The sequence below is a fragment of the Halomonas alkalicola genome, assembly GCF_030704205.1.
GTDB lineage: Bacteria > Pseudomonadota > Gammaproteobacteria > Pseudomonadales > Halomonadaceae > Halomonas > Halomonas alkalicola.
Genome location: NZ_CP131913.1, coordinates 1,700,302 through 1,712,532, shown reverse-complemented (window position 1 = coordinate 1,712,532; position 12,231 = coordinate 1,700,302). Strand labels below are relative to the sequence as shown.

At 68.1% G+C, this 12,231-nt stretch carries 16 protein-coding genes; 6 read left to right on the top strand and 10 right to left on the bottom strand.

The features are described 5' to 3' along the window. The first annotated feature begins 38 nt into the window (after positions 1-38). The 3 genes from B6N23_RS08150 (at position 39) to B6N23_RS08140 (ending at position 1,392) form a co-directional block, all read left to right on the top strand. Positions 39-785 (top strand): sulfite exporter TauE/SafE family protein, encoded by a 747-nt coding sequence (locus tag B6N23_RS08150; protein WP_305503566.1) that lies wholly within the window; start codon positions 39-41, stop codon positions 783-785. A 72-nt stretch (positions 786-857) separates the two neighbouring features. Further along, complete coding sequence (locus B6N23_RS08145; RefSeq protein ID WP_305503564.1) at positions 858-989, top strand: entericidin A/B family lipoprotein; 132 nt, start codon at positions 858-860, stop codon at positions 987-989. Positions 990-1,071: 82 nt separating this feature from the next. Then, positions 1,072-1,392: an I78 family peptidase inhibitor gene (locus B6N23_RS08140; protein WP_305503562.1), complete on the top strand. Its 321-nt coding sequence runs from the start codon at positions 1,072-1,074 to the stop codon at positions 1,390-1,392. Here the strand turns inward: B6N23_RS08140 and B6N23_RS08135 are convergent. The 5 genes from B6N23_RS08135 to B6N23_RS08115 all read right to left on the bottom strand — a co-directional run bounded on the left by B6N23_RS08135 (position 1,389) and on the right by B6N23_RS08115 (position 5,885). Further along, positions 1,389-1,898 (bottom strand): acyl-CoA thioesterase, encoded by a 510-nt coding sequence (locus tag B6N23_RS08135; RefSeq protein ID WP_305503560.1) that lies wholly within the window; start codon positions 1,896-1,898, stop codon positions 1,389-1,391. The genes B6N23_RS08140 and B6N23_RS08135 overlap by 4 nt on opposite strands. Position 1,899: 1 nt before the next feature. Beyond that, positions 1,900-2,304, bottom strand: a complete 405-nt coding sequence (locus tag B6N23_RS08130; RefSeq protein ID WP_305503558.1) for a DUF1622 domain-containing protein — start codon at positions 2,302-2,304, stop codon at positions 1,900-1,902. 57 nt (positions 2,305-2,361) lie between these two features. Then, positions 2,362-3,672, bottom strand: a complete 1,311-nt coding sequence (locus B6N23_RS08125) for a short-chain fatty acid transporter (protein ID WP_305503556.1) — start codon at positions 3,670-3,672, stop codon at positions 2,362-2,364. A 109-nt stretch (positions 3,673-3,781) separates the two neighbouring features. Further along, complete coding sequence (locus B6N23_RS08120; protein ID WP_305503554.1) at positions 3,782-5,155, bottom strand: MATE family efflux transporter; 1,374 nt, start codon at positions 5,153-5,155, stop codon at positions 3,782-3,784. Positions 5,156-5,258: 103 nt separating this feature from the next. Beyond that, on the bottom strand, positions 5,259-5,885 hold the full coding sequence (locus tag B6N23_RS08115; RefSeq protein WP_305503552.1) for an outer membrane beta-barrel protein: 627 nt from the start codon (positions 5,883-5,885) through the stop codon (positions 5,259-5,261). A gap of 214 nt (positions 5,886-6,099) precedes the next feature. Between B6N23_RS08115 and B6N23_RS08110 the strand changes: the two genes are divergently transcribed. Next, the gene (locus B6N23_RS08110; RefSeq protein WP_110070128.1) at positions 6,100-6,414 is read left to right on the top strand and encodes a hypothetical protein; all 315 of its coding nucleotides are present in this window, start codon (positions 6,100-6,102) and stop codon (positions 6,412-6,414) included. 95 nt (positions 6,415-6,509) lie between these two features. Here B6N23_RS08110 and B6N23_RS08105 read toward each other — a convergent pair whose 3' ends face one another. From B6N23_RS08105 to B6N23_RS08095, 3 genes are all read right to left on the bottom strand, one after another. After that, on the bottom strand, positions 6,510-6,758 hold the full coding sequence (locus B6N23_RS08105) for a YfhL family 4Fe-4S dicluster ferredoxin (protein ID WP_110070127.1): 249 nt from the start codon (positions 6,756-6,758) through the stop codon (positions 6,510-6,512). 91 nt (positions 6,759-6,849) lie between these two features. Beyond that, complete coding sequence (coaD, locus tag B6N23_RS08100) at positions 6,850-7,329, bottom strand: pantetheine-phosphate adenylyltransferase (RefSeq protein WP_169957101.1); 480 nt, start codon at positions 7,327-7,329, stop codon at positions 6,850-6,852. Then, positions 7,326-9,215, bottom strand: coding sequence for a beta-ketoacyl synthase (locus B6N23_RS08095; RefSeq protein WP_305503746.1), 1,890 nt, complete (start codon positions 9,213-9,215; stop codon positions 7,326-7,328). Before B6N23_RS08095 ends, coaD begins: the two co-directional genes overlap by 4 nt. A gap of 368 nt (positions 9,216-9,583) precedes the next feature. Here B6N23_RS08095 and B6N23_RS08090 point away from each other — a divergent pair, with 368 nt between their 5' ends. Further along, positions 9,584-9,778 (top strand): hypothetical protein, encoded by a 195-nt coding sequence (locus tag B6N23_RS08090; protein WP_305503550.1) that lies wholly within the window; start codon positions 9,584-9,586, stop codon positions 9,776-9,778. Positions 9,779-9,868: 90 nt separating this feature from the next. Here B6N23_RS08090 and B6N23_RS08085 read toward each other — a convergent pair whose 3' ends face one another. Next, on the bottom strand, positions 9,869-10,702 hold the full coding sequence (locus B6N23_RS08085; protein ID WP_305503548.1) for a Tim44 domain-containing protein: 834 nt from the start codon (positions 10,700-10,702) through the stop codon (positions 9,869-9,871). A 116-nt stretch (positions 10,703-10,818) separates the two neighbouring features. Here B6N23_RS08085 and B6N23_RS08080 point away from each other — a divergent pair, with 116 nt between their 5' ends. Beyond that, a complete protein-coding gene (locus B6N23_RS08080; RefSeq protein ID WP_305503546.1) occupies positions 10,819-11,394 on the top strand; it encodes an isochorismatase family protein in 576 nt (191 codons plus the stop codon). A gap of 33 nt (positions 11,395-11,427) precedes the next feature. On the opposite strand, the gene yaaA is transcribed toward B6N23_RS08080, so the two are convergent. Then, a complete protein-coding gene (gene yaaA / locus B6N23_RS08075; protein WP_305503544.1) occupies positions 11,428-12,207 on the bottom strand; it encodes a peroxide stress protein YaaA in 780 nt (259 codons plus the stop codon). Positions 12,208-12,231 lie beyond the last annotated feature (24 nt).

Here is a 12,231-nt window from a genome sequence, read left to right as displayed (position 1 = left end):
CTGGCGCTTCTGCCCGGGCATCGTGACAAGGAGGTCCCATGACCCTGCTCGAAGCGCTGGCCCTGCTCGCCATCGGCGTGGTGGCCGGCTTCATCAATGTGCTCTCGGCGGGGGGCTCGATGCTGACCCTGCCGCTGCTGATGTTTCTGGGCCTCTCCCCCCAGGCGGCCAACGGCACCAACCGGGTCTCCATCGTGCTGCAGAGCGTCGCCGCGGTGGCCAGCTTTTTCCGCGCCGGTGCCCGCCATGTGGGGCTCTCGCTGCGTCTTGCGGCGCCGGCGGTGGTGGGCTCGCTGCTCGGCGCCTGGCTGTCGCTGCAGGTCAGCGATGGGCTCTTCGAGGCGATCCTGATCAGCGTCATGGCGGGGTCGGCGGTGCTGATGCTGCTGCCCCAGCCCCGGCTCGATACCCGGCCGCTTACCGCGGAGCGCCTGACGCCGGCGATCTATCTGGCGATGTTTGTCATCGGGCTCTACGGCGGCTTTATCCAGGTCGGGGTGGGGATCCTCTTTATCGTGGTGCTCTACCGCATGCTGAAGATCGACCTGGGCCAGGTGAACGCCTTCAAGGTGTTGATCGTGCTGCTCTACACCCTGCCGGCGCTGCTGGTCTTCGTCTTCAACGACCAAGTGCGCTGGGGCTATGGCCTAGTGCTGGCGGCGGGCAGCATGCTGGGGGCCTGGCTTGGGGTAAAGGTCAACGTGAGCCCGCGGGGGGCGCTCTGGGTCAAGTGGCTGACCATCGGGGTGATCGGCGCCATCATCCTGCGGCTGCTGCTGGGGTAGCGCGGCAGATCGCCGCCGGCAGTGCTAGATTGGGTGAGGGTACTCAAGATCCACGGGCAAGGAGGCAATCCGATGAAACGCACCCTGGCCATCGTGCTGCTGTCGCTCTTCTCCCTCTCGCTGCTCTCCGGCTGCAACACCATTCGCGGTGCCGGCGAGGATATCGAAGCGGGCGGCGAGGCGATCCAGCGCTCCACCCAGTGAGTGTTTGATTTGAAAGGTCCCGCCACAGGCCGGAGCGAGTCGACTCGCTCCGGCTCTTTTCATCAAGGAAGAGGAGACAATCATGCCCTTCAAGCTGCTCACCCCCGCCATCGCGGGCCTGCTGCTGGCCGGCTGTGCCGGAATGACCGCCCCGCCGGCCCATGAGTCGGCACCGCCGCCGCCCCGGGTGGAGAGCCGCGGCGAGTGCGGCGCGGCCCAGGTGCAGGATCGCGTGGGGCGCGCCTACAGCGAGGCGCTGGGCGAGGCCATCCACGCCGAGAGCGGTGCGGCCGCCATGCGGGTGATTCGCCCCGGTGAGGCGGTGACCCTGGATTACCGGCCGGATCGTCTCAACGTGCGCCTGGATGACGACGACGTCATCAGCGAGATCGGCTGCGGCTAATCCTCCTGGGCGCCGTGCTCGGCCTGGGTGCGGCGCTCCTCCCGTTCGGCCTGCTTGCGCAGCTTCTTGCGCAGCGCCGCCTTCTCGAAGCGCAGCCGCTGCAGCTTCGTGGTCAGCGCCAGCGGCGGCACCCGGGCGGGCTGCCCCGCGTCGTCCACCGCCACCATGGTCAGGTAGCAGCTGTTGGTGTGGCGGATCAGCTTCTGGCGGATATCCTCCGCCACCACCTTGATGCCGATCTCCATGGAGGAGCGCCCCACGTGGTTGACGCTGGCCAGGAAGGTGACCAGCTCTCCCACGTGGATCGGCTGCTTGAAGAGCACCTGGTCCACCGAGAGGGTCACCACGTAGTGGCCGGAGTAGCGGCTGGCGCAGGCGTAGGCCACCTCGTCGAGCTTCTTGAGGATGGCGCCGCCGTGGACCTTGCCGCTGAAGTTGGCCATGTCGGGGGTCATCAGCACGGTCATGGAGAGCTCGTGCTGGCCGGGCAGATCGGTATGTTCCATATCAGTCTCCAGGGCGATTGCCCTGCTCCTCGTCGTGGCCGTTGTCCAGATGGTTGCGCCGCCGCTGGGCCGGCTGCCAGGGCCAGTGGCCTTCCACCTCCACGTGCAGGGTGAAGCCCAGGAAGGCGCGAATCAGCACCACGGCGGCCAGGGTGACCACGCTCTCGCCGCTGTTGAGCACGATCACCGTCTTGATCAGGTCGCCGGCGATCAGGAAGTCGAGCCCCAGCAGGATGGAGCGGCCGATGCCGTGGCGGTACTCCAGATAGGCGTGGCGGCTGTCGTAGAAGTTGCGATGCTGCAGGAAGCGCCGGGTCGCCATGGCAAAGCCGGCGACGATGATCATCACGCCCAGGCCCTCGATGATCAAGGCGACGGTGTCGATCAGCTGCAGGAACCAGTTCACTCGCTTCGCTCCATGAACGCAGAAGAGAGCGCCCCCGAGGTCGGGGGCGCAGGGGGCTCAGAACCAGGTCAGGCCGATGGAGATCACCGCCCCGGTGATGAACAGCTGGATCAGGCAGAAGCCCATGATGTCCTTGGCCTTGAGGCCGGCGATGGCGAGCACCGGCAGGGCCCAGAAGGGCTGCAGCAGGTTGGTCCAGGCGTCGCCCCAGGCCACCGCCATGGCCACCCGTGACACGTCCACGCCCAGCGCCTCGGCGGCGGGCAGCATGACCGGCGCCTGCACGGCCCACTGGCCACCGCCGGAGGGCACGAAGAGGTTGACGATGCCGGCGCTGATGAAGGACCAGAAGGGCAGCGAGGTCTCGGTGGCGAAGGAGACAAGCGCCTCGGACATGCTGGCGGCCAGGCCCGACTGCACCATGATCGCCATGATGCCGGCATAGAAGGGGAACTGGATCACGATGCCGGCGCCGCCCTTGATCGCCTCGTTGAGGCTGATCAGCAGGCTGCGGGGGGTGCGGTGCAGCACGATGGCCAGGAACAGGAACAGGAAGTTGACGATGTTCAGGTTCAGGCCGCCGCCGCGCAGCAGGAAATGGTCGAGCAGGAAGAGCAGCCCGGGAATGCCCACCAGCCAGGCCAGGGTCGTGCTGTTCTCCAGGCGGTCGGCGGGACGGTGGATGCGCACCCGGGCCTCCTCGTCATCGGCCAGCAGCCTGGGGTCCACGTAGACGCTCTCCTTGTCGTCGGGGAGCATCATACGGTTGACCAGGGGAATGGAGATGAAGAGACAGGCCACGATGGCCAGGTTGAAGAAGGCGAAGATGGTGGAGCCGGTGCCCACCACGCCGATCTGGTCGGCGCTGAAGTGACCGTCGGTGGCAATGGTCAGCGGGATGGAGCCGGCCAGGCCGCCGTGCCACACCACGAAGCCGGAGTAGGCGCTGGCCACCAGCAGGCGGTAGTCCACCTTCACCAGGCGGGCGAGCTCCTTGGCGAACAGGGCCCCCACCACCAGGCCGAAGCCCCAGTTGATCCAGCTGGCCGCCAGCGACACATAGGTGACCAGCAGGATGGCCCCACCGGGTCCCTTGGCCAGGGCGGCGAGGCGCTGCAGCAGCTTCTTCACCGGTGGGGAGCTTGCTAGCATGAAGCCGGTGACCAGCACTAGCAGCATCTGCATGGAGAAGGTCAGCAGTCCCCAGAAGCCATCGCCCCACATGCGCATCACCGCCAGCGGCGTCTGGCGCTCCACGGCGATGGCCGCCACGGCGGCGATCACCGTCAGCAGCAGCACGAAGATATAGGGGTCGGGCAGGTAGCGTTCGACCAGCTTGACGGCCGGTCTGGAGAGGGCCTTGAGCATGGGAGTTCCCTTCTTCTGTTGTCGATCTTCTTATGGATGGCGTGTCTCACAGAAAGTAGCGCAGCTTCAGGGGCTTGCGCTACCCGGCTGGCCAACGCAGCGGGTTGGCTCAGCGCGCCTCTCCGGCTCGGTCGCGCCAGCGGGTGCGGCGGTAGCCCAGATAGTAGGCTCCCAGCACGCCGGAGCGTACCGCGGCGAAGAGGGTGAAGGCGAACCACAGGCCGTGGTTGGTCAGCGCCTCGGGGAGCAGCGCCTGGGTGAGCCACCAGGTGGGCAGGTAGGCGGCGAGCCCGACGAAGATGCTGTTGCGCATCTCGCGGATCGCCGTGGCGCCGATGAAGACCCCGTCGAGCAGGTAACTCCACACCGCAATCAGCGGCATCAGCACCATCCAGGGCAGGTAGCTGGACGCGGTGGCGCGCACCTCCGGCAGGCCGGTGAGCAGGGCGATCAGCCACTGGCCGCCGAGGGCGAAGGCCAGGGCCGCGGCCCCGGCGGTGACCAGCGAGAGCCAGGCGGCACTCTTCACCGCCTGGCCGAACTCGTCCCAGCGGCGGCGACCCACGGCGCGCCCGGAGATGGCCTCGGCGGCGTGGGCGAAGCCGTCCAGGGCGTAGCTGGTCAGCATGATGAACTGCAGCAGCACGGCGTTGGCGGCCAGCACGGTATCGCCCTGCACCGCGCCCCTGGAGGTGAAGAAGGCCATGGCGAAGAGCAGCCCCAGGGTGCGCACGAAGAGGTTGGCGTTGACCGCGAAGAGCTCTCCGTAGGCGGCAAGGGCGAGCAGCCGGCTGCGCAGGAAGCGCCCCTCGAGCAGCTTGAGCTGGCGCGTGACCAGCCACAGGCCGAAGGCCAGGGCGGAGTAGTCGGCGATCACCGTGGCCCAGGCCACGCCGTCGCTGGTCATGCCCAGCCCCACCACGAACAGCAGGTCGAGTGCGATGTTGATGCCGTTGGTGAGCACCAGGATGGCGAGGGTCACCCGGGAGTTCTGCTGGCCCAGGAACCAGCCGAGGATGGCGTAGTTGGCCAGCACTGCCGGCGCCGAGAGGATGCGGATCTCGGCATACTCGGCGGCCAGTGCCGTGGCCACCTCGCTGCCGCCCAGCAGCCACAGGCCGAGCGCGATCAGCGGGCGCGAGAAGAGGATCAGCAGGGTGCCGATCAGCGCCGCCAGCAGCAGCGACTGGCCGAGCAGGTTGCGCACGTCGCCGTCGTTCTCCCGCCCCACCGCCTGGGAGGTGAGCCCGGTGGTCCCCATGCGCAGGAAGCCGAAGCCCCAGTAGAGGAAGCTGAAGAGGGTGGCGCCCAGGGTCACGCCGGCCAGGTAGCGGGAGTCCGGCAGGTGGCCCATCACGGCGGTATCCACCAGCCCCAGCAGCGGTACGGTGATGTTGGAGAGGATGATCGGCCAGGCCAGGGTCCAGATGCGACGGCGGGAGGCGTCGGGGGCTGAGGCCAGGGCGGGGGAGGAGCGGTTCACGGCAAGCCTGCTGAGGATCCAAACGGGCCATCCTCGCCCTGCCGCGCCCATAACGCAACCGCCCCGCACGGAGGCGGGGCGGTTCAAGAACAGCGGCGCCGGCTCAGAAGCGGTAGCCGATGCTGGCGGAGATCAGGTCGATCTCGAAATCTTCGCCGCTGTCGCTGATGTCATAGCGCTCGAACTCGGCGCGCACCATGACCTGGTTGACCACGTATTCGACTCCTACGCCATAGAAGGGGTCGATATCGTCGGCGCTATCGCTACCTTCGAAGACAACAGTGCCATTCTCTCGAGCTACGCCAGAGACTTTGCCATCCCAGGCGATCAGGCCCAGCTTGCCGAAGACGCTGAAGCCCGCATCGATAGGCAGTCGTCCTACCAGGGCAAAGCCAAAGCCATCTGCGCTGGCCTTGATATTTTCACTCACAATGTTGCCATTCACTGCAACGGCAGCATTGGCAGTAAAGTCGCCGAAGTCCACATAGCTGGCTTCCACGGCGAAGTTGGGGTTGAACTGGTAGCCGGCAAACAGCTTGAATGCGGTGTCCTTGTCGTCGGTGTTGGCGCCAAGGTCATCCAGCAAGTCGAGGGTATCGTTCTTGAGCTTGGCCTGGCCGATGGCGGTACCCAGGTAGAAGCCCTCGTCGGGCACACCGGGGTAGCTCTGGGCGAGGGCGGGGGTGGCGACCAGGGTGGCCAGGGCGGCGGTGGCGATCAGGCGCTTCATCATGCTCTCCATTGCATGGTGGGGCAGGCGTTGCCTGCGGGGTTGGGCAAGCGGCCAAAGCCGTCTACCCTGATGTAAGATCCTGTGAAAGGATGTAACCTCAGGCATTCTAGAAGCTAATGATGATGAGCGCCATGCTCGGCATGATGGCAACTTGGTGCCGGCCAGCATGACAGACGCCGCCGAGACGGCAGGGAGCAGGGGAGTGACACTGATGGGTAAGCGGACCGTTTTCTTCTTCGTACTGGCGCTGGTGGCGATGCTGGGCAGCTCGCCGGCGGTGGCCCAGCAGCAGCGCATGGAGGCCCGTCCCAGCGGCGGCGCCATGGTGGCCGATGCGCTGATCGCCCGGCCGCTGCTGGCGGTGGCCACCGTGGCCGGCACCGCGGTGTTTCTGGTCTCGCTGCCCTTCACCGCCCTGGGGGGCGGGGTGGACACCGCCGCCGAGACGCTGATCAAGACCCCGGCCGAGGCGACCTTCCGCCGCTGCCTGGGGTGCACGGTGAGCCGGCGCGCCGACGAGATGTAGGGCACTCCGGCCGGCAGGCACGAAACGCAGAACGCCCCGCTCGATAGCGGGGCGTTCTACGTTGCGAGGAGGGCAGCGAGACGAGGGCGCGCTGCTCAGGCCGCGGTGATGAGGCGGTACTTGGCCATCAGCTCGTCGCGGCTCTCCTCGTGTGCCGGATCCAGCGGGATGCAGTCCACCGGGCAGACCTGCTGACACTGGGGCTCGTCATAGTGGCCGACGCACTCGGTGCAGAGGTTGGGATCGATGACGTAGATCTCTTCCCCTGCCGAGATGGCGCCGTTGGGGCATTCGGGCTCGCAGACGTCGCAGTTGATGCACTCGTCGGTGATCATCAGGGCCATGGGGATACCTCACGGAAGTTCTGTTCGGGCGGCACGGGATCTGTTCCGCCCGCGCAGAGGCGCGGCGGAAGGGAAAGCCCGATGCTGTTGGTCAGGTATTGTAATGGCTCTTCAGCGCCGCGGCGACCCTGGGGTGCACGTGCTGCGATACGTCGCCGCCCAGCTTGGCGATCTCGCGGATCAGGGTGGAGGAGATGAAGGAGTTCTCCACCGCCGGCGTCAGAAAGACGGTCTCGAGTTCCGGCATCTGGGCGCGGTTCATGTTGGCCAGCTGCAGCTCGTACTCGAAATCCGAGACCGCCCGCAGGCCGCGCAGCAGGATCCGGGCCTGCTGCTGCTGCATGAATTCGGTCATCAGCCCCGAGAAGCCGACCACCTCGATGTTGTCCAGCTCGGCGACCACCTCGCGGGCCAGGGCGATCCGCGAATCGAGGTCGAGGGCCGGCCCCTTGCCGGGGCTGGTGGCGATGGCGACCACGACCTTGTCGAAGAGCCGCGAGGCGCGTTCGATCAGGTCGAAGTGGCCGTTGGTGATGGGGTCGAAGGTACCGGGGTAGACGGCAATGTTCATCGGTCGGCGTCCGGGAGTCGTCCGTAGGGGTTGTCCACCGCCAGGGAGACGGGGCGCGCATAGCCGGGAATCTCGAGCTCGGCGTCGCTCATGGTGAGCTCGGGACCCTCCAGGACGCCCTCGCCGAAGCGGTAGTGGGCCGTGAACTGACCCTGGTCGGCCCGGCGGCGGTAGTCGGCGGCGGCTGCGCGGGTGGCCTCGCGGCGATCCTGCCAGGCGGCCACGGCGGCCTCGCCGTGACGCGCAGCCAGCAGGCGCTCGGTCACCGCGGGGGAGAGCACCACGCCGGTGGCGTTGTTGCCACCGAAGCCCTTGGCGTTGATGAAGGCGGCGTCCGCCGCGAAGGGCACGGCCTCGCGGGAGAGACGCAGGCGCTCGGCGTGCACGTCGTCGGCCACGGCCTCCAGTGTGCTGATGCCGGGCAGCAGGCCATGGGCGAAGCTGCCCAGGGCGCGGGTGATCTGGTCGCCGGCGGCACTGCCCTGGGAGTGCCCCACGTAGGCCTTGACCGCCACCACCGGCCAGTCATGGATGCCATAGGCCCTGGCCACCAGGTCGAAGACATGAGACTCCGTCACCCGGTTCTTGGGGGTGCTGGTGCCGTGGGCGTGAAGGAAGGTGCGCTGCCGGAGCGCCTCCTCGCCGAGGATCTCGCGCACCAGGGAGGCGGCCTTGCCCAGGGTGATGTAGTTGCCGATGCCGGGGGCGGAGATGGAGCGCTTCCAGCCGTCAGCGTTGACGAAGACGCCGGGCACGCTACCGAGGATCTCGGCGCCCACTTCCATCGCCAGGCTGTCGTCCATCAGCATCACGAACTGGCTGGACTCGGCGATGGTGAAGCCGCAGTTGCGGGCGAAGGGGCGGCAGGCGCGCTGGTAGTCGGCGTCGGTCAGCAGCGTCAGGGCGTCCAGCGCCTTGAGGCTCTCATCGTCGGCCAGCGCTCCCATGGCGCGGAAGCCCTCGATGATCTCCGGGGTCACCGGCGCATCGGCGGTGCCGACCATCACCACCCGGCGGCGGCGGGCCTGGATGTCATCTACACCCAGTCGCAGGTTGTAGAGGAAGCTGGCGCAGGCGCCCAGCGCCGCCCCGGTGCCTCCGACGCTGCCCAGCACATAGGCGTTGAGGAAGTCGGCAGGCATCTGGCCATAGCCCAGCGGCATCTGCTTGGAGGTGGCGCGATTGCCGGAGACGAAGCTCTTGAGCAGGCCGCCCCAGCCCTCATCATCGAGCTGGCCGATGGAGTTGCCGGCGTAGACGGCCACCTCGTCGGGGTCGAGGCGGTCGCGCAGGCTGTCCCAGGCCAGGCCGCTGTCGCCCAGGCAGTCGCTGGCGGCGAAGATCGCCATGGAGAGCCCCCGCGGGTGATGGACGCTGCGGTAGAGCCGGCTGGGTTCGAAGCCGGTGGGCAGCTGGCCGGCGGCGCGCACCTGGGCCGGGCGATTCTCCGGCAGCATCACCTCCATGCTGCCGGCGGGCACCGTGACCTCCATGCTGTGGCGGTCGAGTTCGCGAATCTGCCAGGCGGGCGGCAGGTCCTCCGGCAGCTGGCGGCGGCGAATGCGGAACACCAGGGGGGCATCCAGTTCGAGGCTGGCCCGGCGATTGGCGGGCAGGCCCGCCTCGTTGAAGCGAGGGTCCTCGATGCGACGGATCAAGGTATGGTCGAGCACCTGCTGGCGGGTCTGAGCGACGATCTCGGCGGCGTCCAGGGGGCGCCCATCGGCGTCCTGCCAGCGGCCATCTTCATCGGCGCTGGCCAGGCGCATCATGGCCGCCAGGCCCAGCAGGGTGCTGGCCTGGTCGTCGTCGGGCAGGGCGTCGAGCACGGTGCGACGAAACGCCTGGTGGCCCGAGGCTCTGCCGGCGGGGTTCACGCCGCCCATGCCGACGATCACCGGTAAATGTGACAAGCCGGGTTCCTCGTTGTGCTGTTGGTGTCTACGAGTCGTTATTGGTATCAGGGGGTGGATCATAGCACTCGCCTCGCGGCGGCGTCATGCGGCGGCCGGGGGCGCGTTGACGGTTGAAATGAAACGAATGGTTGAAAGTCGCCCGGGTCGGGGCTAGAATGAAACGGCTGTTTGAGTCATACGAGTGGTCATGGGCGCACCCGACGGGGTTGCGCCCTTTTTTTGGTCTTCGCGGCTGTCGCCCGGCGGCGACTCTGGCGGGGGGCGGTCGACTTGGCTAGGGTGAGGGAGCGGCTGCCGCAGGCGGCCCCTTCCCGGAAGGATTCTCAGGAGGAGACGAGATGACGCATGACGTGCTGAAGAAACTCGGGCTGGCGCTGCTGGTGGGCATGCTGGCGGCGGGCCTGGTGGGCTGCCAGGATGAGCCCGGCCCCGCCGAGGAGGCCGGCCAGGAGCTCGACGAGGCCATGGAGGATGCCGGCGAGAGCGTCGAGGAGATGGGCGAGTCGATCCAGGATACCGCCGAGGGAAACTGACGACCGATCCGGGATCCTGACGCGGAAAGGCCGGACGAGATCGTCCGGCCTTTCCGCATCATGGAAGAGCGTCAGGCGCTCCGGCGTGGCTCAGCCGTTCTGCTCGATGCCCTGCACGTACCAGGGGGCGCCGTCGCGCAGGTCGCGCACCAGGTGCCAGGTCTCGTTGAACTCATTGTGCTCGCCGTTCTCGTCGAGGATGCCGTGGAAGATCACGGTCGCCTCGGCCTGCTGGCCGACCTCCTGCACCATGCCCAACTCGGCGAACAGCCGTACCACCTCGGTGCGGTTGTTGGCCGGGTGCCGGTCGCGTTCGGCGCGAAGCAGGTTGTAGAGCTCCGGTGTCACGTACTCCTGGATGCCGGAGAAGTCATTGTTGTCCCAGGCGCGCTGCAGGGTCATGAAGTGCTCCTTGGCGCCGCCCAGGAAGCGTTCGCGATCGAACCACTCGGGCTCGCCGGCGAAGGCGGCGCCGCCACTCCCCAGCGGTGCGCTGGCCTGGAAGGCCTGGGCGCCGGGGGCGGCGGTGTGCTCGGTGCGTGCCTGGGGCGCCGCGCTGCCGGCACCCGCGCCGGCCATGGTGGCACGGCGGCGCAGGAACCAGATCGCCGCGAAGGCCAGGCCGGCGATCAGCAGTATATCCATCATGCGCAGCTCATCGAAGGCGCCGCCGAAGAAGAGCGCGGCGAGCAGGCCGCCGGCGAGCAGGCCACCCAGCATGCCGGGCATGCGCGAGCCGGCGGCGGCGCCCTGCTGGCCCTGGCGGGCGGGAGCGGCCTGGTTGGGCGCGGCGGCGGGGCGGTCCGCGGAGCGGGAGAAGCTGCCGACGTTGCCGCCGCCGCCCATACGGCGGGCCTCGGCGTAGTCCAGGGCCGGGCCGAGGGTAAAGAGTCCGACGACCAGCATGACAAGCAGATGTCGCATCAGGGGTGCCTCCGATATTGGTCTTGGTAGGGGGTGGGAAGGTCGAGTCGCTTCATTCTACCGGCTATGCTGGGGGGCACCATAAAAACCGACAACAAGCACAAGGAGACCCCAGCATGCGTCTGTCACGAGAGGAGAGCCTGCTGTTGATTGTCGACCTGCAGGCCGGGCTGCTGCCGCTGATCGAGCACGGCGACCAGGCGGTCACCGAGGCGGCCTGGCTGGGCGGCCTGGCCGAGAGCCTCGAGGTGCCGGTGTGGGTGACCGAGCAGTACCCGGAAGGGCTCGGCGGCAGCGAGCCGCGGCTGCTGGAGGCGCTGCCAGGCCACCGGCTGTGGCAGAAGCTCACCTTCGACGCCTGCGCCAACCCCGAGTTCAGCGCCGCCCTGGCCGAGAGCGGCCGGCGCCAGGTGGTGCTGTGCGGCACCGAGGCGCATATCTGCGTGATGCAGACGGGGCTCGGCCTGCTGGCCGCGGGCTTCGAGGTCTACTGGCTCGCCGAGGCCTGCGCCAGCCGCCGCGCCGCGGAGGCGCGCCTGGCCCGGGAGCGCATGATGCAGGCGGGGGCGGTGCCGGTCAGCGCCGACATGGTGGCCTACGAGTGGCTGCACCGCTGCGACGATGAGCGCTTCAAGGAGGCCCATCGCCGCTTTCTCAGGGGGCGCTCGGCGCGCCCGCTCACCTTCGTGTAGCCACTACGGCCGGCGACCCGGGCGCCGCTGCCCTCAGGCGGCGCCTTCCGGGCGGGTGAAGACCAGGGTGTCGCCCTCGCTCATGGCCGTGTTGTAGGCATAGCCGGCGACGTTGAAGCCCTTGAGCCCCTCCGGGTCGTTCAGGCGCTCGCGGATCATCCAGGCCGCCATCAGGCCGCGCGCCTTCTTGGCGTAGAAGCTGATGATCTTTAGCTTGCCGTTCTTCTCGTCCTTGAAGACCGGGGTGATCACCCGCGCCTTGAGGGCCCTGGCGTCGATGGCCTTGAAGTACTCGTTGGAGGCCAGGTTGACCAGCACCGGGCTGCCGCTCTCGGCCACGGCCCGGTCGAGGGCCTCGGTGAGGGTGCCCTTCCAGAAGGCGTAGAGATCCTTGCCCGCCGGGTTCGCCAGCCGGGTGCCCATCTCCAGGCGGTAGGGCTGGATCAGGTCCAGGGGGCGCAGCAGGCCGTAGAGCCCGGAGAGGATGCGCAGGTGCGCCTGGGCGAAGGCGTTGTCGTCGTCGCTGAAGGTGGCCGCCTCGAGCCCCAGGTAGACGTCGCCCTGGAAGGCCTGGGCGGCTGGCTTGGCGTTCTCCGGGGTGAAGGGGGGGCGCCACTCGGCGAAGCGGGCGGCGTTGAGGGCGGCCAGCTTGTCGCTGATGCCCATCAGCTCGGAGAGCCGCTGGGGGGAGTAGTCGCTCAGGATCTCGATCAGCTCGCGACTGCGGTCGAGGTAGTCCGGCTGGGTGTGCATGGCGGTGGTGGCCGGGGTCTCGAAGTCCAGCGTCTTGGCGGGCGAGATCACGCTCAGCATGGGGGCGCTCCTGATCCGGTGGAA